Source organism: Paenarthrobacter sp. Z7-10 (genome assembly GCF_026932795.1).
In the GTDB taxonomy this organism is placed as follows: domain Bacteria; phylum Actinomycetota; class Actinomycetes; order Actinomycetales; family Micrococcaceae; genus Arthrobacter_M.
Window position 1 is genome coordinate 1 of record NZ_JADPVH010000053.1, and the last position, 20,403, is coordinate 20,403.

Here is a 20,403-nt window from a genome sequence, read left to right on the forward strand (position 1 = left end):
GACGGCGCTCTTGCGGGCGCCGTCGTCGCCGACCAGAGCCCGGATCTGGCACTCGCCTTGACCGAGTGCTAACCAAACAATAGAGTCAGAGTTAGCACTCTCACCCGTAGGGTGCTAATGAAGATGGATGTGGCCAACGGTCCTGGTGCCGGCACCGCGACGACGGCAGGCAGGGCATAACGTTGACGCATTCATCTGGATCATCCGCAGATTTTACTCATGAAAAGGAGAGCCCGAGTGCCGGTCTCTATTAAGCCTCTTGAGGATCGTATTGTCGTCCGCCAGCTGGAAGCCGAGCAGACTACTGCTTCCGGTCTGGTCATTCCGGACACCGCCAAGGAGAAGCCCCAGGAGGGCGAAGTTGTTGCAGTAGGCCCCGGCCGCGTTGACGACAACGGCAACCGCGTCCCGATCGATGTTGCTGTCGGCGACGTCGTTCTCTACTCCAAGTACGGTGGAACCGAGGTCAAGACCGGTGGCGAAGAGCTGCTGGTGCTGTCCGCCCGGGACGTGCTCGCGATCGTTGTCAAGTAGTAACGTAACGCCAAGTATCAACGTAACGCTTTGACGGATCCCCGCACCAGCGCTCCCGCAAGGGTTCCATGGTGCGGGGATTCTCTTTGAAAGGAACAGAATTATGGCAAAGCAGCTTGAATTCAACGATGCTGCCCGCCGCGCACTGGAGGCTGGCATCGACAAGCTGGCCAACACCGTCAAGGTAACCCTTGGCCCGCGTGGCCGCAACGTTGTGCTGGACAAAAAGTGGGGTGCACCCACCATCACCAACGACGGTGTCACGATTGCCCGCGAGGTGGAGCTGGACGATCCGTACGAGAACCTGGGTGCCCAGCTGGCCAAAGAGGTTGCCACCAAGACCAATGACGTTGCCGGAGACGGCACGACGACGGCGACAGTGCTGGCTCAGGCTCTGGTCAAGGAAGGCCTGCGCAACGTTGCCGCCGGCGCCGCACCGGGGGAACTCAAGCGCGGCATCGAGACCGCAGTCGAGGCCATCGCGGCCCGCCTGCTGGAAAACGCCCGCGCCGTGGAAGGCCGCCAGGTCGCCGAGGTCGCCGCGATTTCCGCGCAGAACAATGAAATCGGTGAACTGCTGGCCGAGGCTTTTGACAAGGTTGGCAAGGATGGTGTGATCACCATCGAGGAATCCTCCACCACGGCCACCGAACTGGTGCTCACCGAGGGGATGCAGTTCGACAAGGGCTACCTTTCGCCCTACTTCGTCACCGACGCCGAGCGCCAGGAAGCCATCCTGGAAGACGCCCTGATCCTGATCAACCAGGGCAAGATCTCCGCCATCGCGGATTTCCTGCCGCTGCTGGAGAAGGCGCTGCAGGCATCCAAGCCGCTGTTCATCATTGCCGAAGACATTGACGGCGAGGCCCTCTCCACGCTGATCGTGAACAAGATCCGCGGCACCCTCAACGTCGTCGCCGTCAAGGCGCCCGGCTTTGGCGACCGCCGCAAGGCCATGCTGCAGGACATCGCCATCCTCACCGGCGCCCAGGTTGTCTCCCCGGAGATCGGCCTGAGCCTGGACCAGGTTGGCCTCGAGGTGCTCGGTACGGCCCGGCGCATCACCGTCACCAAGGACAACACCACGATCGTGGACGGTGCCGGCACGGCCGAGGATGTCGCGGACCGCGTCAAGCAGATCCGCGCCGAACTCGAGCGGACCGACTCCGACTGGGACAAGGAAAAGCTGCAGGAGCGCTTGGCCAAGCTTTCCGGCGGCATCGGCGTGATCAAGGTTGGCGCCGCCACCGAGGTGGAGCTGAAGGAAAAGAAGCACCGCATCGAGGACGCCGTGTCCTCCACCCGCGCCGCCCTCGAGGAGGGCATCGTGGCAGGCGGCGGTTCCGCTCTGGTTCAGGCCGCGAAGGTTCTGGATGAGGACACGAAGGTCAAGGGCCTGTCCGGGGATGCGGCAACCGCCGTCGCCCTGGTTCGCCGCGCCGTGGCCGAGCCGCTGCGCTGGATTGCCCAGAACGCCGGCCATGACGGATACGTCGTGGTGAACAAGGTTGGCCAGCTGGAGGACGGCTTCGGCTTCAACGCCGCCACCGGTGAATACGGCGACCTGGTTGCCGCGGGCATTATCGACCCGGTCAAGGTGACCCGCTCCGCTCTGCGCAACGCGGCGTCCATTGCCGCGCTGGTGCTGACCACCGAGGCGCTGGTGACAGACAAGCCCGAAGAGGACGAGGACGAGCACGGACACCAGCACTAAGTACGGCTTTCCCTCGGCTGCCCCGCAGCTGGTGCGTTCCCGGTTCCCCGGGAGCGCACTGGCTGCGGGGCAGCCGGCGTTTAAGCCGCACGGCCAGGGGGACGCCTTTGGTTGCTTCTCCGGTACGGATTACGGTTCAGCGGGTCTGCGGGACCGGGCCGGCGGCGGTGGACCACCCGATGCAGCAGCAGCACGGCGGAGGCGGAAAGGATGATGCCGGCAAGGTTCAGCAGCAGCTGGATAGCTGAGGCGGCTGCCTTGTCCGGCGCACCCAGGACCAGTCCGACGGCGACAAATCCTGCCGCCGGGACGGTGGTCACCGAAATGAAGACACCCACCAGCACCGAAGACTTCCGTCCGATCAGGGACAGCATGCCGGCGGCGCCGGCCAGCAAGGCCACGATGAACGAATATGGCCCAGGATGATAGATAAATTCGGTGGCGGGATTTCCACTCAGGATCAGGTTCGGGTCCACCAGGCCCAGCGGGATGGAAATCCAGACGGCCGCGGCGGTGATGGCCATCGCGATCGGAAAGCCGAGCCCCAGGGCCACCGCGGAACGGCCGGCGAGGGACCAGCGCCTGTCCACCAGTGCCAGCGCCAATCCCGCGAGCGGACCGAATTCCGGTCCCACCACCATGGCTCCAACAATGGCAATGGTGGAATCGGTGACGATGCCTATTCCGGCCAGCTGGAGGGCAATGACCAGAAACGCCAGATAGCTCCAACTCAGTTTGGCGTCTTCATTGGTATTGGCCTCTACCTCCTCCCAAATCACCGCGTCCGCACCCTCGCCCGGGGCCCGCTCCTCAGCCCGGCGGGACCGCTCCGAGAGCACCAGCTCAGGTGCGGTGACCGTGATCGATCCAAGCCGGGGGACTTCGAGCGCGGTCAGCTGTTTGATCAGTTCGCCGGTGGCTTCACGGGCGGCGTGGATGACCACCACGTCACCGGCCGGCACTACGGAGGCCCCCGAAAAGACCGCAACATCGGCCGTTCCCTGCACAGCAGCAGCGGCATCCAGCACGCGTGCCGTTAGCTCGGCGGGCGCCACAACACGAATCTGCAGCGTCATGGATGTCTCCTCTACTTTGTGACCTCCAGAGCGGATCGTCCGCACCAGATGAGACTACTATTTGGCGCGGCGGCGCGGTGGATCTTGGGCGCGGCCCGATCGGCGCGGCACAGCGTCTTTCCACGTGTTATGAAACGTGAGTTCGGGCACACCGGCCCGCTGGGGCGGCCGCGGAATAGGGTGGTGCCGGCTTTCGTTTTACGATGAATATACGCACAGACCAGACTCGTAAGAACGTCTCTGGCCATCGGCTGCACCCACCCACCCGGTAACCCCGCGCAGGAGCACTCGTGACTCAGACCGAAGCCCATGATCCGTTTGCCCTGATCGGGCTCACCTACGACGACGTCCTGTTGCTGCCCGGACATACCGATGTGATCCCGTCCGAGGCGGATCCCAGCTCTCGGATCTCCAAGCGCATCACGGTGGCCACCCCGCTGCTGTCCGCCGCGATGGACACCGTCACCGAGGGCCGGATGGCCATTGCGATGGCACGCCAGGGCGGGTTGGGCGTCGTGCACCGCAACCTGTCCATTGACGACCAGGCGGAGCAGGTGGACCGGGTCAAGCGCAGTGAGTCCGGCATGATTACCAATCCCGTCACCATCGGTCCGGACGCCACCCTGGCCGAACTTGACGATCTGTGCGGCCATTACAGTGTGTCCGGGCTCCCGGTGGTCGACGGCGATGGCCGGCTGCTGGGCATCGTCACCAACCGCGACACGGTTTTCATTCCGGAATCCGAGTATCCGCACCGTCTGGTTCAGGACGTGATGACCCGGATGCCCCTGGTCACCGGGCGGGTAGGGATCAGCCGCGAGGATGCTTCCGGTCTGCTGGCGAAAAACAAGATTGAAAAGCTGCCGCTGGTGGACGGGGCAGGCATCCTGCGCGGACTGATCACGGTCAAGGACTTCACCAAGGCCGAGCAGTACCCGCTGGCCACCAAGGACGAGGAGGGCAGGCTGCGCGTCGGAGCTGCCATCGGTTTCTTTGGCGACGGCTGGGAGCGGGCCATGCGGCTGGTGGATGCGGGCGTGGATGCGCTCTTCGTCGATACCGCCAACGGTCACAGCCAGGGCGTACTGGAGATGATTGCCCGGCTGAAGTCCGAACCCGCAGCCGCCCACGTGGACGTGATCGGCGGCCAGGCTGCGACCCGCGAGGGCGCCCAGGCGCTGATAGATGCCGGCGCGGACGGCATCAAGGTCGGTGTAGGCCCGGGGTCCATCTGCACCACCCGCGTGGTGGCGGGCGTTGGCGTTCCGCAGATCACTGCCATCTACGAATCGGCTAAGGCCGCCGGTCCGGCTGGAGTGCCGCTGATCGCCGACGGCGGCCTGCAGTATTCCGGCGACATCGGCAAGGCGCTGGTGGCCGGAGCCGACACGGTGATGCTCGGCTCGCTGCTGGCCGGCACGGAGGAGGCTCCGGGAGAGCTGATCTTCGTCAACGGCAAGCAGTTCAAAACTTACCGCGGCATGGGCTCACTGGGAGCTATGCAGTCGCGGGGCAAGAACACCTCCTACTCCAAGGACCGCTATTTCCAGGCCGATGTCACTGGCGATGACAAGCTCATTCCGGAAGGCATCGAGGGCCGGGTGGCTTACCGGGGACCGCTGTCGTCGGTGGCCTACCAGTTGGTGGGCGGGCTGCGGCAGACCATGTTCTACACCGGTGCCCGCACCATCGGGGAGCTTAAGGCCAAGGGCAAATTCGTGCGGATCACGGCGGCGGGTCTGAAAGAATCCCATCCGCACGATATCCAGATGACGGCTGAGGCACCGAACTACGGCTCTAAGTAACCCGTGGGCCGGACGCGGCGGTAATTTCCCGGCTGCTGCGCTCGTTCCTCACGCAACAACGCAGCCTACAAAAATTACCGCCGAGTCCGGCGGATTAGGTACGCCGCGGGTGCTCGGGGGCGTGGAAGCACCTGGGATAGGCTTACCCGGTGACTTACGAGATTGAAATTGGCCGTGGCAAGCGTGGGCGACGAGCCTACTCCCTCGATGACATAGCGATCGTTCCGTCCCGCCGGACGCGGGATCCAAAGGACGTTTCGGTGTCCTGGCAGATCGATGCCTACCAGTTTGAAACCCCGGTCATCGCGGCGCCGATGGATTCGGTGATGTCACCGGCCACCGCCATCGCGCTGGGACGGCTCGGTGGCCTCGGCGTGCTGGATCTTGAAGGCCTGTGGACCCGGTATGAGAACCCGCAGCCGGTGCTTGATGAGATCGCGGCGCTCGCGGAGTCTGCCGGCAGCCCGGCCGCGACCAAGCGCATGCAGGAGCTGTACCACGCCCCGGTCCGCCCCGAGCTGATCACCTCACGGCTGGCGGAGGTCCGTGCCGCGGGAGTTACGGTGGCCGGCGCACTCACTCCGCAGCGGACACAGGAGTTTTATCAGACCGTCGTGGCCGCCGGGGTGGACATCTTCGTCATCCGCGGCACCACGGTCTCCGCCGAGCATGTCTCCAAGACTGCGGAGCCACTTAACCTCAAGCAGTTCATCTACGAACTCGATGTCCCGGTGATCGTGGGCGGGGCGGCGGGTTACACCCCGGCCCTGCACCTGATGCGCACCGGCGCCGCCGGTGTACTGGTGGGTTTTGGCGGCGGCGCCACGACCACCACCCGCCGCGCGCTGGGCATTCACTCGCCGATGGCCAGTGCCATCTCGGACGTTACTGCCGCCCGGCGGGACTACATGGACGAGTCCGGCGGGCGGTACGTGCATGTCATCGCCGATGGCGGCATGGGCTCCAGCGGTGACATCGTCAAGGCCATCGCGATGGGAGCCGACGCCGTCATGCTCGGTTCCGCGCTGGCCCGTGCCGTCGAGGCGCCGGGTCAGGGTTGGCACTGGGGTGCCGAGGCGCACCACCCGGAGCTGCCGCGCGGGGACCGGGTCAGGCTTGAAACGGTGGGACGGTTGGAGGAAGTGCTCTTCGGGCCTTCGCACTACGCCAACGGGACGGCAAACCTGATCGGGGCGCTGCGCCGCTCGATGGCCACCACCGGATATTCGGATTTGAAGGAATTCCAGCGGGTGGAAGTGGTGGTCTCGCCCTACGAACGGCGCTGATCCGTGGCCACCCTGCCGCTGGGCCGGGCAAACCAGTAAGGTGAAAGCACCAGCGCGTTGTATTTTGCGAAAGGGTTCCCATGTCCACAGCACCACCTCGTCCCACCGGTGCCCTTGGTCCCAAGGAGCGCGAAGCCGCCCTGGCGGCATTGCGGGCGACGACGAAGGCCGGCGGCGAGCTCGATGTGCTGATCGTTGGAGGTGGAGTAGTCGGAGCCGGCGCCGCATTGGACGCGGTGACCCGCGGCCTTTCCGTCGGTCTGGTGGAGGCCAGCGACTGGGCGGCCGGGACGTCGTCGCGCTCCTCGAAACTGATCCACGGCGGCCTGCGCTACCTGGAAATGCTGGACTTCGCTCTGGTGCAGGAAGCGCTGCGGGAACGGGGACTGCTGATCCAGCGGATCGCCCCGCACCTGGTCCGGCCGGTGCCGTTTCTGTATCCGCTGACCAAGCGGCTGATCGAGCGGCCCTACGTCGGGGCTGGAATCCTGCTCTATGACACCTTGGGACTGACGTCCGGGAGCAGCCGCGGGGTACCGATGCATAAGCATCTGAGCCGGCGGGCCACTCTGCGGGCGGCTCCCAGCCTCAAGGACGACGCCATGATTGGCTCCATCCGCTACTACGACGCGCAGGTGGATGACGCGCGGCTGGTGGCCAACCTGGTCCGCACCGCGGCGGCTTACGGCGCGCAGGCGGTGAACCAGGTTCAGGTGGTGGACTTCGTCCGGGAGGGCGAGCGGGTGGTCGGAGCGAAGGTCCGCAACCGCGAGGACGGCAGTGAATTTGAGATTCGGGCCAAACAGGTGGTCAACGCCACAGGCGTGTGGACGGACGAAACCCAGGCCATGGTCACCGACCGCGGGCAGCTGAAAGTGCGGGCTTCCAAGGGTATCCACCTGGTGGTTCCGCGGGACCGCTTCCAGTCCACGGTGGGACTGATCCTGCGCACGGAAAAATCGGTGCTCTTCGTTATCCCTTGGGGCCGGCACTGGATCATCGGCACCACGGATACCGACTGGAAACTGGACAAGGCACATCCCGCCGCGACGTCCAAAGACATTGACTATGTGTTGGACCACGTCAATACGGTGTTGAAACGCCCGCTGACCAGGGAGGATGTCGAGGGCGTCTATGCCGGGTTGCGGCCGCTGCTGGCTGGGGAAAATGATTCCACTGCCAAGCTGTCGCGCGAACATGTGGTGGCCCATCCGGTGCCGGGACTCGTCGTCGTCGCCGGCGGGAAGTTCACCACCTACCGGGTGATGGCCCGAGATGCCGTGGACGAAGCGGTCCGGGCCATGGACGAGAAAGTTGCTCCGAGCTGCACTGAAACGATCCCGCTGCTCGGCGCCGCCGGTTACAGGGCAGCGTGGAACCGGCGCAACCGGACCGCGGAGGAGTCCGGCGTGCACGTGGCCCGGATCGAACATCTGCTGGGCCGTTATGGCGCGCTCACCGGTGAGGTGCTGGAATTAATCGGAGATCAGCCCGAGCTGAGCCGGCCGCTGCCGGGCGCGGATGACTACCTGGCCGCGGAGGTGGTTTACGCCACCACCCATGAGGGCGCGCTGCACCTGAACGACGTGCTCACCCGCCGGACCAGGATTTCGATTGAATCCTGGGACCGGGGTGTCTCGGCTGCTCCCGTGGTTGCCCGGCTGATGGGCGACATCCTGGACTGGAGCAGCGCGCAGCAGGAAAATGAGGTCAAGCACTATGTGGCGCGGGTCGAAGCCGAGCGGCTGAGCCAGCAGCAGCCCGATGACGAATCCGCGGACGCGGTGCGGCTGGGCGTGGAAGACATTGTGCCGCTGCGCTGAGATTTGCCGCGGTACCGCACGCCGGGCGCAGGCACGGCCGGAAAGGCAGAGATGACACAGGATTGGGAGCTGTACGACGCGGAGCTGACCACGCCGGAGCTGGTTATTCTCGAAATGGAGGCCAGCTCGAAGGAGGACGCGTCGGCGCAGTTGGCAGGCCGGCTGTTCCAGGCTGGACGGGTATCAGATCTGGAAGGCTTCCTGGCGCAGGTCAATGCCCGCGAGCATCAACTGGCCACCGGGCTGCCCGGGGGAATTGGGATGCCGCACGCCCGCAGCGCCTTCGTCTCCAAAACCTCGATCGCCGTGGGCGTGACCAAGTACGGGCACAGCCTGGATTTCGGCGCAGTGGACGGCCCTGCCACTGTGGTGCTGCTGATCGCCACCCCCGCCAGTTCGTTCTCCGAGCATTTGGAAGTGCTGGCGACGCTGGCCCGCTCGCTGTTCAAGGAAAACTTCCGCGAATCCCTGCGCCGGGCCCATGATCCAGAGGTCATCGCGGAACTGATCAACTCCAGCCTGGTCTTCTTCGACCACTGACCGGCCGGGGCTATTCGGCGTGCCAGGATTTCCACAACGCGGCGTAGGAGCCGTTGCGCGCCAACAATTCATCATGGGAACCGAGTTCGGTGATCCGGCCATCCTCCACCACAGCCACCCGATCGGCATCGTGGGCAGTATGGAGCCGGTGCGCGATCGCCACGACAGTTCGCCCGGCCAGGACGGCGTTGAGCGAACGCTCCAGATCCCGGGCCGCCTGCGGATCGATCAGGGAGGTGGCCTCGTCCAGGACCAGGGTGTGCGGATCGGCCAGGATCAGCCGGGCCAGGGCCATTTCCTGGGCCTGTGCAGGGGTCAGTGCGTGGGCACCGGAGCCAACCTCGGTATCCAACCCTTCGGGCAGCATGCGCACCCAGCCCAGCGCGCCGACGTCGTCCAATGCCCTTTCGATCTCAGCCGTCTCCGCGCTGGACTTACCCAACCGGACGTTGTCCGCCACGCTGCCGACAAAAACGTGGTGTTCCTGGGTGACCAGGGCAACCTCGCTGCGCAGCTCCTCCAGCGGCAGATCCACCAGCGGCACACCGCCTACCGTCACGGCGCCGCCGGTGGGCGGATGAATCCCCGCAATCAGCCGGCCCAGGGTGGATTTGCCCGCGCCGGAAGGCCCGACGACGGCCAGGCGCTCGCCGCGGCGCAGGTGCAGGTCCACCCCGTGCAGCACGTCGTGACCAGGACGGTAGGCATAGCGGGCGCCGCGAACGTCGATGTCCACTCCATCCGGCTTAGCCCCGGTGGCCGTTCGGTCGGCGGGCACATTCCTGATTCCGGTGATGCGGGCCAGTGAGGATGCGCCGACCTGCAGTTCATCGAGCCACATGATCAAGGTGTTGATCGGATCGATCAGCTGCACTGCGTACAGGGCGACAGCGGCCACAATCCCGGGTGTGACGACGCCTTGGCTTGCCAGCCAACCGCCCCAGAGGAGCACTGCGGCCACGGGCAGCCAGAAGGCGAATTCCGTGGCCGGAAAGAGGACGCTGCGCAGGAACAGCGTGTAGCGCTCGGCCTTGTAACTGCCTGCCAGGGCGTCGTCGATGGTGCGCCGTCGCAGCGGTCCCAAACTGAGGGCATCCACTGTACGGGCGCCCTCGATCGTCTCAGTGATGGCACCATTGACCACCGAATAGCTCTCCCGCTCGGCCAGGTAGCCAGCGGCCGAGCGGCGCAGATACCACAACGTGACGGGAATCATGAACGGGGCACCGACCAGCAGTGCCAGCGCGGTGACGGGGGAGACGACAGCGGCCGCGACGACGGTCAGGATCACCGTGATGCAGGAAACCAGAATCTGCGGCACCGCGAAGCGAACCGCGAAGGAGACCGACTCAACGTCGTTCGTGGTCCGGGACACCAGATCGCCGGTGCCGGCCTTTTCCACCGTGGACAGCGGCAGGGCGGTGACCTGGTCCATGAATTCTTCGCGCAGCTGTGCGAAGACCTGTTCGCCCTGGATCATGCTTGCCGCGACGGCGTAGCGGCGCAGCACGGCCTGCAGTACGACGAACCCCACCAGCCAAAGGCTGACCTTGGTGACATAGCCAACGGTGGTGCCCGCAGCCACGGCGTCGACCACCAACTTGAGCAGCAGGGGACCGGCGAGGCCCGCAACCGAGGCCAGCGCGAAGAGCGAGATGACGCGCAGCAGGGGTCCGCGGTGCTGTGTGAGCAGGCGCCGTGTCTCTGCCTTGACCTGCGCCGGATCAGAGACAGGAAGCTTGCCATTGGTCAGCGCCGGGGGCTGCCCCGCAGCCGGGACCGGCGCATCAGCCCCCGGTAATGAATTCAGCTCGTCGGTGTCGGTGCTATTCACTGCGGATCACCACGTCCCGATACTTGGCATTGCGCAACAGTTCCTTATGGGTGCCCTCGGCCGCGAACAATCCGCCGTCGAGAAAAATAATGTGATCCATCACGCCGAGCATCAGCGGGCTCGCGGTGACCACCACGGTGGTGCTCCCCGGCTGGCGTGCCGCGGCCAGCCGGGAGGCGATCCGGGATTCCGTGTGGGCATCCACCGCGCTGGTGGGCTCGACCAGCAGGAGCGTTTCAGCTTCGGTCAGCAGCGCCCGGGCCAAGGCCAGACGCTGCCGCTGGCCGCCGGAAAATCCCCGACCGCGCTCGGTAACCTCGTGGTCCAGGCCGTTCTCGACTCCGTCGAGGATATCGGAAGCACTGGCGGCCTCCAGGGCCGCCAACATGTCGCCGTCGTCGTGCCTTTCCTGTGGATCCAGCGTCTGACGCAAGGTACCGGTGAAAAGTTGAGGATCGGCCTCGCTGAAGACAATCCGCTGCCGGACTTGACCGAGATCCACCTGATGCAGCGGGACGGAGCCCCAGTGCACCTCGGAGCGGCGAAGATCGTCGTCGTCAAAGCGGCCCAGCCGCTCGGCCAAGTCTGCGGAGAGTGCCGGATCGGCCGAGACGATTGCCGTCAGCCGGCCGGGGGCCACCTCGACGCCCGTCAAGGTGTCGCGCAGTGGGCTGGCCAGCTCCGGGGCGTCGCAGGCATCCGCGGTGCTGGCCACCAGCGCGGGCGTACTTAGTACCTTGATGACCTTGCGGGCACCCACGACCGCACGAATGATGGCTGCCACGGCTTCGGCCACATTGCGCACCGGGGTGACAAGGAAAACCGCGAACCCATACAGTGAAACAAGCTGTCCGGGTGCGATCGCGCCGGTGACCGCCAGTGAGGCACCCAACCAGGTGAACAGTGCCGCGAAACCGCCGGTCACCAGCAGTTGGGAGGCCTGCAGGGTGGCCAGCGAGCGGGCCACATCATTGCCGGCCGTCCGGGTGGCCTGCGAGAGCACCTTGTAGCGGCCGACGAAGATATGCTCGCCACCTATTCCGCGCAGAACCCGCAAGCCGGCAACGGTGTCAGCCCCGATGGCGGTCATCCGGCCGGAATGCTCGCGCTGGGCCCCCTGCCGGCGCTGCAGCGGACCGATAATGAACAGCAGCAGGCCGCAGCAGACCGGCACGCCGATGAGCACGGTCAGGCCAAGCACGGGGGAAATCTGCGCCACCAGATAGGACACCACGAGATAGGACAGGACCGAACCCGCCAGCCGGGCCGTGATGTCGTAGATCTGTCCTATCCGCATGGCATCTGAGGCGGCCGTGGAAACCACCTCGCCGGTGGAAAACGTGCGGGGCAAGGCATCGCCACTGTAAGTGATTTTGTGCCCGACCAGTTGGATGGAACGTAGCGCGGCCTGCAGCCAGTTGCTGATCGATGTGCGGTGCCGGAGAACGGCAAAGACGGACTGGACAATCGCCAGTCCTACCAGTACGCCGGTCCACTGCAGCAGGGAACCGAAGTTCTTTCCCAGAATTCCTGCGTCAATAGCCCGCCCGAGGGCGAAGGGGACCAGCGCCTGGGTTAGCATCCAAATAGATCCGTACAGCACTCCCGTCGCCAACGTGGGCCCCTGCTGGCCGCCTAACCAGAGCAGATACCGCGCCGGTGAGCGCACATCCGGCTCGGATTTGATGGGGTAGGGGTAGGCGCGCACAAAGGTCAAGCCTAGGACTGATCCGCGGCGGCGTCGTTGGAGGATTGAATTCGTGTCCGGATCGTGACCTTGCCCACCCCGGCTCCCGACAGCCCGGCTGCCGAGGTCCAGGGCCGGCCTTGCATTGGGACTTCTACAGGCGGAAGAAGTACCGTTAAGGTGTGCTGAAAATTGCCCTCAAACCCCGTTGGATCGCCGGGCTTATCCTTGCGCTCGCGGTTTCCGGGGTTTTTGTGCTGCTGAGCCAATGGCAGTTTTCGCGGTCCACGCAGAACAACGACCCGCAACCGGTGGTGACGGAGTCGGTCAAGCCGCTGTTGTCGACGCTGAAACCGGGAATTCCGATGCACGGTTCGGCCGCGGATCAGCTGGTCACGGCCACTGGTCATTTTGATCCGTCCAAGCAGGTTTTGGTCCAGGGCCGCCTGCAGGACGGGAAAAAAGGATACTGGGCGGTCACCGCGTTCGTCGTCGACGGGGCCCCGGTCCTCAAAGGGGCCGCCGCCAGCGGCGTGACGGTCATTCCGGTGGCGCGCGGCTGGCTGGCCGATCCCAGTCAGGCCGAACCGCCGCCGTCGGGCCGGCTGACCCTGAACGGCCGGCTGATTCCCTCCGAGGCTCCCAATCCGAAGCCCAACGTCCCCGAAGGGCAGGTTGCGGCACTCTCCAGCGCGCAGCTGGTCAACCTTTGGCAGCTCAGCAGCTATCCGGCGTTTATTATTTCCAACCAGGAAGTTTCCCTCCAGAACGGGCCGGGCGGAGCAGCCGTGGGCGCCCAAGCGGTCCAGGGCGCGCTCAAACCGATCACCGTCACCGCGGGACCGCAGGGCGGCCACTTCAACTGGCTGAACATCTTTTATGCCGTTGAGTGGGTCGTCTTCGCGGGGTTCGCCGTCTTTTTGTGGTGGCGCCTGGTGGCCGATGAATATCGGCGCGGCCAGGAGGGCGAGGGCTATTTCGACGACGCATACGACGACGACGACGGCGGTGATGGCGGCGGCGGCCGCGATCGGTCCGACGGCGACAGCGGCGGCTGGGGCTCTTCCGGCGACAACCATCAGGCCAGCGGCGATTTTGCGCCTGCGAACGGCGGCGGCCACGGCGCCGTCCGGACAACCAGTGAGGTAATTCAGTGACCGAAACATCCAGAGTCCCCAAACGCCGGTTTGGCGGTACGGCTGCCCAGATCCGTTCCGCACTCGGGTTCTACCGCGTTCTGGCCTACCTGACCGGGTCCATGCTGCTGCTGCTCACCGCCGAACTGGTGGTTCGCTACGGCTTTGGCTCGGTGCTGATGGCCGGCGGCATGAATACCGCCACCGGCGCGGCACACGGTTTCGGTTTCGTCCCCCTGCAGAACGGCGCCTCCACGGTCGCCGGCGGTGTCAACATCTCCACGACAGTGCTGATCATCCACGGCTGGATGTACGTGCTGTACCTCATCGCCGACTTCAGACTTTGGTCCCTGATGCGCTGGCCGTTCGGTAAGTTCATCCTGATCGCGCTCGGCGGCGTCATTCCGTTTCTGTCGTTCATCATGGAACGCCGTGTCCACGCCGAGGCCCAGGCCGAGGTGGCCGCGAACCCGAGGGCCTCCAAACGCTACTAACACGGCGGCCAAAGCGGACAACCCGTACACCCAAGTGGGTTAAGCCCGTACATCCAATTGGGTTAAGATTGACTGGTGACTATCCCCGCACCCGCCCAGACTGCGCACAAGCCAGTCCTCGTTGTTGACTATGGGGCGCAGTACGCCCAACTGATAGCCCGACGGGTCCGCGAAGCGAACGTGTATTCCGAGGTGGTTCCGCATACGCTGAGCACCGAAGCGCTGCTGGCAAAGAACCCGGCGGCCATCATTCTCTCCGGGGGCCCGTCGAGCGTTTATGCCGACGGAGCACCCTCGGTCAACGCGGATCTTTTTGAAGCCGGAATTCCGGTCTTTGGCATCTGCTACGGCTTCCAGGCGATGGCCGCAGCCCTGGGTGGAACCGTGGCCCGGACAGGCCTGCGCGAATACGGCGCCACCGACGTGGCCACAGCCGGCGAAAGCCGGTCGATCCTGGCGGATACGCCCGATCACCAGAACGCCTGGATGAGCCACGGCGACAGCGTGCAGCAGGCCCCCGAGGGCTTCGAAGTGCTGGCCAGCACCGCGGGTGCTCCGGTCGCTGCCTTCGCCAACGAGGCCAAAGGCCTGTACGGCGTGCAGTGGCACCCCGAGGTCAATCATTCGGATTACGGCCAAAAGGTGCTGGAGAACTTCCTGTTCCGCGGAGCAAATCTCTCCGCGGACTGGACCGCCGGCAGCATTGTCGAGGAGCAAGTGGAGCGGATCCGCGCCCAGATCGGCGGCGGCCGCGTCATCTGTGGCCTCTCCGGCGGCGTCGATTCCGCAGTGGCAGCGGCCTTGGTCCAGCGGGCTGTGGGCGACCAGCTCACCTGCGTGTTTGTTGATCACGGACTGCTCCGCGAGGGTGAAGCCGAACAGGTGGAGCGCGATTTTGTCGCCGCCACCGGCGTTAAGCTCTACGTCGCCAAGGAAACGGACCGTTTCCTTGACGCCCTGGCAGGCGTTTCCGATCCGGAGACAAAGCGCAAAATCATTGGCCGCGAGTTTATCCGTGCCTTTGAGGAGGCCGAGCGGGCCTTGATCCGCGAGGCTGGAGCGGACGGGGAACCCATCAGGTTCCTGGTTCAGGGCACGCTCTATCCGGATGTGGTGGAGTCCGGCGGCGGCGAAGGCGCCGCCAACATCAAGAGCCATCACAATGTCGGCGGACTGCCGGAAGACCTGCAGTTCGAACTGGTGGAGCCGCTGCGGGCCTTGTTCAAGGACGAGGTCCGGGCTGTGGGAGCCGAGCTGGGATTGCCGGCTGAAATTGTTGGACGGCAGCCGTTTCCCGGTCCCGGCCTGGGTATCCGGATCGTCGGGGAAATCACCGCCGACCGCTTGGCACTGCTGCGTAAGGCCGACGCGATCGCCCGCGCCGAACTAACCGCAGCGGGCTTGGACCACGAAGTCTGGCAGATGCCGGTGGTGCTGCTGGCCGATGTCCGCAGCGTTGGAGTGCAGGGCGACGGACGGACCTACGGTCATCCGATAGTCCTGCGTCCGGTCTCAAGCGAGGACGCCATGACGGCGGACTGGTCCCGGCTGCCTTATAGCCTGCTGGCCCGGATTTCCAACCGGATCACCAACGAGGTGGACGGCGTCAACCGCGTCGTGCTGGACGTCACCAGCAAGCCCCCGGGAACCATCGAATGGGAATAGCGGTCAGCCAAATCAGTCAGGGGCCCGGCAACGGACTCCTGGAGGCCTTTTTTGCCCCTGGCCAGTGTGCCGTTCCCCCTGTTCCGGACCATTCGGGATAGCCTCGAAACCATGCCCGTATGGTCGAGATCGTTCCGCGCAAGCGCAGAGAAGAAGGCACACGTGTCCGAAGAAGTCAGCCACAGCGCGAGCAGTGAAGAGCTCCGAACGTGGCTTGCGGGCCTGGGCCCGTACTCCGGCCCGGACACCCTGCTGGTCTTTACCAAAACGCCGGAGGGATGCATCGACCTCACGCATGCCCACCCGTCGGGACTGGCCCAGCTGCTGGCAGGCCGGCGCACCCGGCTGTCGACCCTGATCCGCGACGCTGCCCAGTTCGCCGTCGCCGTGCGTGCGGCCCGAACCCTGCGCTCGAAAATCTTCGAAATGAACTCGGACCGGGGGATCGACGTCGGCTATCTGGCCGCCGGCACGGCAAGCTGGACGAACACCGGCGATACCCAGCCGCACCATGTTTCGGCACCGGTGCTGCTGACCGCCGTCGCCCTAACGGCACGTCCGGGCGAGGACGACTATGAGCTGGCGCTGACTGAGCAGGCCCGGATCAACCCTGCCCTCGTTCGGAATCTGCGCGAGGCCCATGGCGTGACCTTCGATCCGCCGGCGCTGGCCCGGCTGGCTTACAGTACGGCCCGCTTCGACCCGGCGCCGGTGCTTGAGCGTCTCCGTTCCCTGATCCTGCCCATCAAGGGGGCAAGGGTGGAGCACCATCTGCTGGTCTCCAGCTTTGCGGATCTGTCCGAGAACATGAAAGACCCGGCGCTGTTGGCCGGCAACGATTTCCTGGCCGCGCTCAGCCGCAGCACATCCAGCAGCACCGGTGACGACGCTGACGTTGCCCAGGAGCCCGAGGAGGAGCGCTTTCCGCCGCTCGATGCCAGGGCGCCGCAGGAAGAGGTGCTGGTGCTGGACGCCGACACCCGGCAGCAGCGTGTGCTGGATATGGTCCGCGCCGGTGATTCTCTGGTGGTATCCACGCCGCCCGGGACCGGAGCGACCCAAACGGCCATCAACGCCATCGCCACGCTGGTCCATGAGGGCAAGAGCGTGCTGGTGGTGGGGGAGCGCAGGGCAACGCTCAATGAATTGGCTCAGCGTTTCAGCGGGCTCGGCCTTGAATCTTTGCTGCTCCAGCTCAGCGCCCAGGCCGGACCCGATCAACTCAAGGCGCAGCTTGTTCGGGCCATCGTCCGTAACGAGGGCGCTACGGCACCGAACCTGGAGAACCTGCACCGCACGCTGGTCGAGTACCGGCACCAGCTGGTGGACCATCTGGACTCCCTGCACAATGTACGGAAACGCTGGGGCTGCTCGCCTTACCAAGCTATGCAGTCGCTGGCACAACTGACCTCAATCCATCCGGCTCCGGCCACCACCGTCCGGCTCAAGCGCAGTGTGCTGGATAACATCTCGGATCGGGATGAGCTGGCCGGACGCCTGCACCGGGCCGCCGAGCTGGGCAGCTTCAGCAAGGCGGCAACAAACAGCCCCTGGCACGGCGCGCGGCTGGTAACCCGGAAGGAAACCGAGGAGGCACACGCGCTGGCGGCAGTACTGCTGGAGCGTCTGCCAGCCTTCCGCACCAAGATGAACGCGGTGGCGGATTACGCCGAAATCCAGCAGGCCACCTCGGTCCCCGAATGGGGCGAACAACTGGAACTGCTGGTCGCCGTGCGGGGAAGTTTGGATAAGTTCACTCCGGACATTTTTGACCGTCCCGTCACCGACCTTATTTCCGCCACCGCCAGTTCGTCCTGGCGGCGGGAGCACAAGGTGGACATGGCCGCCATGCAGCGTTCGCGCCTGCGTCGGGTGGCCAAGGAATACATCCGTCCCGGCGTGCACATCTCGGACCTGCACAACTCGCTGGTGCTGGTTCAGGAACAGCGCGCGCTCTGGGCAGACAACGCCACCACGGTGCGCCATCCCGCCGTGCCGTCCGGGCTTGCGGATCTGCAGTCCGGATACGCCGAGCTCAATAAGGAACTGGTTGAGCTCAGTGTCGCCGTCGAACGCACTGCCCAGGGTGGAAAGCTGGAGGCGCTCGGCTACGAGGCCCTGATCGGACGGTTGCGAGCCCTCGTGGCGGATAAGGAAACGCTGCAGACCCTGCCCGAGCGCACGCTGCTGCTGGAAAGCATGCGCGAACACGGTCTGGGTGAGTTGCTCGATGACCTGGCCGAGCGGGAGGTTGCTCCCGAACACACCCGCGCCGAGCTCGATCTCGCCTGGTGGCAGTCGGCGCTTGAGGCGATGATCAGCGGCGACGACTATCTGGCGATGTCCGACGGCGACAGTCTGCGAAAGCTGGAAGCGGAGTACCGCCTCGCCGACGAGGCCCACGTGGCCAGCGGAAGCGCCCGGTTGCGCTGGGAGCTTGGCCGGAAGTGGCAGCAGGCCGTGGCCGGGCGTAACCGTCAGGCCGAGTCGCTGCGGCACCTGCTCAAAGACGGTCCCGTCACCCTCGACCTACTGACGACGCAGGCCTCCGATCTGCTGACCAACCTGGTTCCCGTCTGGACCGCGAGCCCACTGGTGCTGCCCGCCGTTATCCCGGCCGGGCATCGCTTTGACGCCGTGGTGATTTTGGATGCCGAGTCCACCTCGCTGCATTCCGCCCTACCGGCGTTGGCCAGGGGAACCCAGATTGTGGCCTTCGGAGATGAGCAAACTGCAGCACCGCAGGGCTTTTCCGTGGCCCTTGAGCGGGTCATTGCCGGCGAGGAGCAGCAGCAACGGCTGCACAGTGTCTTCACCACGCTGGCCAAGGTCCTCCCACAGCAACGGTTGACCATGTCCTACCGCGCAGTCGACGAAGACCTGGTCCTGCAGTTGGGCAAGAGCTTCTACGATGACCAGCTGGAGCGCATGCCGGACGGATCCACTGTCACGGGGCTGCATCGATCGTTGGTGGTGGAGTACCTGCCCGACGGTACGGGCCTTCCCGGCACCGGCACTGATGGGGTGGAATCCGTAGGGGTGGAAGTCAACCGCGTAGTGGACCTGGTATTCGAGCACGCGCGGATGCGGCCCCGTTCCTCGCTGGCGGTCATCACCGCCAGCGAACGGCACGCGAACCGCGTTGCCCAAGCCATCAGAATGCAGATGCCCAACCATCCCCTGCTGGCCGAATTCTTCACCTCCGGTGCCGAGTCGTTCCGGGTTGTCACGGTCGAGCGGGCCGCGGGCGTGGTCCGTGACCATGTGATCTTCTCCCTCGGCTACGGCCGCACTCCGCATGGACGGGCGCTGCATAACTTTGGGCCGCTGTCCGCGGAGGACGGCCGCGGAAAATTTGCCCTCGCTATGACTCGTGCCCGCGAGCAGTTGCATGTTCTGACCTGCTTCCGCCCCGAAGACCTCGATGTGAGCAGGCTCAATAACGGTGCCCGCGACTTCTACGAGCTCTTGGACCGCGAGCTGGCTGGGCATTCCCTGCTGGGTTCAACCGCCTCACGGGGGGCCACCAGCGAGCAATCGCTTGGCGACGATCCGTTGGTGTCGGATCTGGCTAATCGGCTGCGGGCCAGAGGCGCACGCGTCTGGCAGCACTATGACGGTGTGATCGACGTGGTGGCAGCTGTGGATCCGATGCATAACCTGCATGCCGGGGAGGACGAGGTTGAAGTCCCCACTCCGGCCGCGGTGGAATCTGACGGCACCCTGAAATACCGCTCGCTCAGCGTGCGCGAACGAAGCCGGCTTCGCCCTCAGCTGCTGGAAAAGCTGGGCTGGCGCTACGTTCCACTGTGGACCATCGAAGTCTTTACTGACCCTTCCGCCTGCGCTGAACGGATCGGCAGTTATTTGGGACTTCCGCCGGCCCCCGGTGGGAACGACCATCCAACGCTGAAAGGAAACCCGTTGGATACAGGTGTTCCGATGTCCGGCCAGGAGCATGCAGGCCCGGATAGCCGGGTTTCGCCTTCCGTCCTGGACGACCGCGTTGTTCCTGACACTGAATCCGGAGCTGCTGGATCCGAAGTTGCTGGAACCGGAATTGCCGAATCCGAAGCTGCTGGATCGACCGCAGTTGCTGGATCCGAAGTTGCTGGAGCGCCGGGAGCCATTGGAGCCAGCGAAGAGCATCGAGGTGCGCAAACGCCAGGAGCCGAAACCGATCCGGGGGCCGAGTTGGCTCAAACAGCGAGCGGGGCACCGGACTCCGATGTATTGGAAGGCACAGTCGGAATTACCTCGGCGGACGGGGACCAGCCCCATCAGGATGGCGAAATTTCAGGTCCGGCCCAGGAGGATGATCGGGTGTCCGCCGAGGCGGCTCTCGCAGGGCCGCACGCCGAAGTTGGCCAACCTTCCGCCGGCAAACCGGCTACCGAGGCTGGCCAACCTTCCGCCGGCAAACCGGCTACCGAGGCTGGGACAGGCGCAGCGCGGCCCAACACGGATGGAGATGGGTCAGCGGAAAGTGCGGCTGCGGACGGCGGCGCTGCGGGCGAGGACCGGACGGCGGAAAGTGCTGCTGCGGACGGCGGCGCTGCGGGCGAGGGCCGGGCCGCGGAGGAGACGGACGCTGCGGTAGCCCCGTCGGCGGCGCTCGACGCCGAGGAGCGCGGTCCGAATGGATCCGACTCCGAGGAACGGATGGCGGGGGATTCGACCAGGAACAAGCGATGAACGAAGGCAAAGGGGCTGATACCAGCGCTGGCGAAACCGGCGCGAACGAGGAGCATGGGATCGAACCGGACGGAACCACGGCTAATCACTGCCCCCAGTCTGGGAAGTCAATGC

At 65.2% G+C, this 20,403-nt stretch carries 13 protein-coding genes; 10 read left to right on the forward strand and 3 right to left on the reverse strand.

Going from position 1 to position 20,403, the window contains the following annotated elements:
• Positions 1–237 precede the first annotated feature (237 nt).
• Together groES and groL are read left to right on the forward strand one after the other, a co-directional pair.
• The gene (groES, locus tag IV498_RS14570; RefSeq protein ID WP_269047761.1) at positions 238–534 is read left to right on the forward strand and encodes a co-chaperone GroES; all 297 of its coding nucleotides are present in this window, start codon (positions 238–240) and stop codon (positions 532–534) included.
• Between the two features lie 103 nt (positions 535–637).
• The gene (gene groL, locus IV498_RS14575; RefSeq protein ID WP_269047763.1) at positions 638–2,248 is read left to right on the forward strand and encodes a chaperonin GroEL; all 1,611 of its coding nucleotides are present in this window, start codon (positions 638–640) and stop codon (positions 2,246–2,248) included.
• 80 nt (positions 2,249–2,328) lie between these two features.
• Here the strand turns inward: groL and IV498_RS14580 are convergent, their stop codons facing one another.
• On the reverse strand, positions 2,329–3,324 hold the full coding sequence (locus IV498_RS14580; protein ID WP_269047765.1) for a DUF389 domain-containing protein: 996 nt from the start codon (positions 3,322–3,324) through the stop codon (positions 2,329–2,331).
• A 290-nt stretch (positions 3,325–3,614) separates the two neighbouring features.
• Here IV498_RS14580 and guaB point away from each other — a divergent pair, with 290 nt between their 5' ends.
• The 4 genes from guaB (at position 3,615) to IV498_RS14600 (ending at position 8,778) form a co-directional block, all read left to right on the forward strand.
• The gene (gene guaB / locus IV498_RS14585) at positions 3,615–5,129 is read left to right on the forward strand and encodes an IMP dehydrogenase (RefSeq protein ID WP_269047766.1); all 1,515 of its coding nucleotides are present in this window, start codon (positions 3,615–3,617) and stop codon (positions 5,127–5,129) included.
• A 149-nt stretch (positions 5,130–5,278) separates the two neighbouring features.
• Positions 5,279–6,415, forward strand: coding sequence for a GuaB3 family IMP dehydrogenase-related protein (locus tag IV498_RS14590; protein ID WP_269047767.1), 1,137 nt, complete (start codon positions 5,279–5,281; stop codon positions 6,413–6,415).
• 80 nt (positions 6,416–6,495) lie between these two features.
• Positions 6,496–8,238: a glycerol-3-phosphate dehydrogenase/oxidase gene (locus IV498_RS14595; RefSeq protein WP_269047768.1), complete on the forward strand. Its 1,743-nt coding sequence runs from the start codon at positions 6,496–6,498 to the stop codon at positions 8,236–8,238.
• 51 nt (positions 8,239–8,289) lie between these two features.
• A complete protein-coding gene (locus IV498_RS14600) occupies positions 8,290–8,778 on the forward strand; it encodes a PTS sugar transporter subunit IIA (protein ID WP_269047769.1) in 489 nt (162 codons plus the stop codon).
• Between the two features lie 10 nt (positions 8,779–8,788).
• On the opposite strand, the gene IV498_RS14605 is transcribed toward IV498_RS14600, so the two are convergent.
• Both IV498_RS14605 and IV498_RS14610 read right to left on the reverse strand, forming a co-directional pair.
• The gene (locus tag IV498_RS14605) at positions 8,789–10,531 is read right to left on the reverse strand and encodes an ABC transporter ATP-binding protein (RefSeq protein ID WP_269047792.1); all 1,743 of its coding nucleotides are present in this window, start codon (positions 10,529–10,531) and stop codon (positions 8,789–8,791) included.
• A gap of 73 nt (positions 10,532–10,604) precedes the next feature.
• A complete protein-coding gene (locus IV498_RS14610) occupies positions 10,605–12,320 on the reverse strand; it encodes an ABC transporter transmembrane domain-containing protein (RefSeq protein ID WP_269047793.1) in 1,716 nt (571 codons plus the stop codon).
• 161 nt (positions 12,321–12,481) lie between these two features.
• Between IV498_RS14610 and IV498_RS14615 the strand changes: the two genes are divergently transcribed.
• The 4 genes from IV498_RS14615 (at position 12,482) to IV498_RS14630 (ending at position 20,289) form a co-directional block, all read left to right on the forward strand.
• Positions 12,482–13,456 carry an SURF1 family protein gene (locus IV498_RS14615; protein ID WP_269047770.1) on the forward strand — a complete coding sequence of 325 codons (975 nt, stop codon included), beginning with the start codon at positions 12,482–12,484 and terminating at the stop codon, positions 13,454–13,456.
• Entirely contained in the window at positions 13,453–13,929 is a 477-nt protein-coding gene (locus tag IV498_RS14620; RefSeq protein ID WP_269047772.1) for a DUF3817 domain-containing protein, read from the forward strand. The genes IV498_RS14615 and IV498_RS14620 overlap by 4 nt, the downstream gene beginning before the upstream one ends.
• Before the next feature lie 75 nt (positions 13,930–14,004).
• A complete protein-coding gene (gene guaA, locus IV498_RS14625) occupies positions 14,005–15,594 on the forward strand; it encodes a glutamine-hydrolyzing GMP synthase (RefSeq protein ID WP_269047774.1) in 1,590 nt (529 codons plus the stop codon).
• Positions 15,595–15,705: 111 nt separating this feature from the next.
• On the forward strand, positions 15,706–20,289 hold the full coding sequence (locus IV498_RS14630; RefSeq protein ID WP_269047776.1) for a DUF4011 domain-containing protein: 4,584 nt from the start codon (positions 15,706–15,708) through the stop codon (positions 20,287–20,289).
• Positions 20,290–20,403: the final 114 nt, after the last annotated feature.

Excerpts from the sequence above, each read along its gene's own strand:
- IV498_RS14595 (WP_269047768.1), top strand. The coding sequence starts at position 6,496 with ATGTCCACAGCACCACCTCGTCCCACCGGTGCCCTTGGTCCCAAGGAG.
- IV498_RS14630 (WP_269047776.1), top strand. The coding sequence starts at position 15,706 with ATGCCCGTATGGTCGAGATCGTTCCGCGCAAGCGCAGAGAAGAAGGCA.
- IV498_RS14580 (WP_269047765.1), bottom strand. The coding sequence starts at position 3,324 with ATGACGCTGCAGATTCGTGTTGTGGCGCCCGCCGAGCTAACGGCACGC.
- IV498_RS14600 (WP_269047769.1), top strand. The coding sequence starts at position 8,290 with ATGACACAGGATTGGGAGCTGTACGACGCGGAGCTGACCACGCCGGAG.
- groL (WP_269047763.1), top strand. The coding sequence starts at position 638 with ATGGCAAAGCAGCTTGAATTCAACGATGCTGCCCGCCGCGCACTGGAG.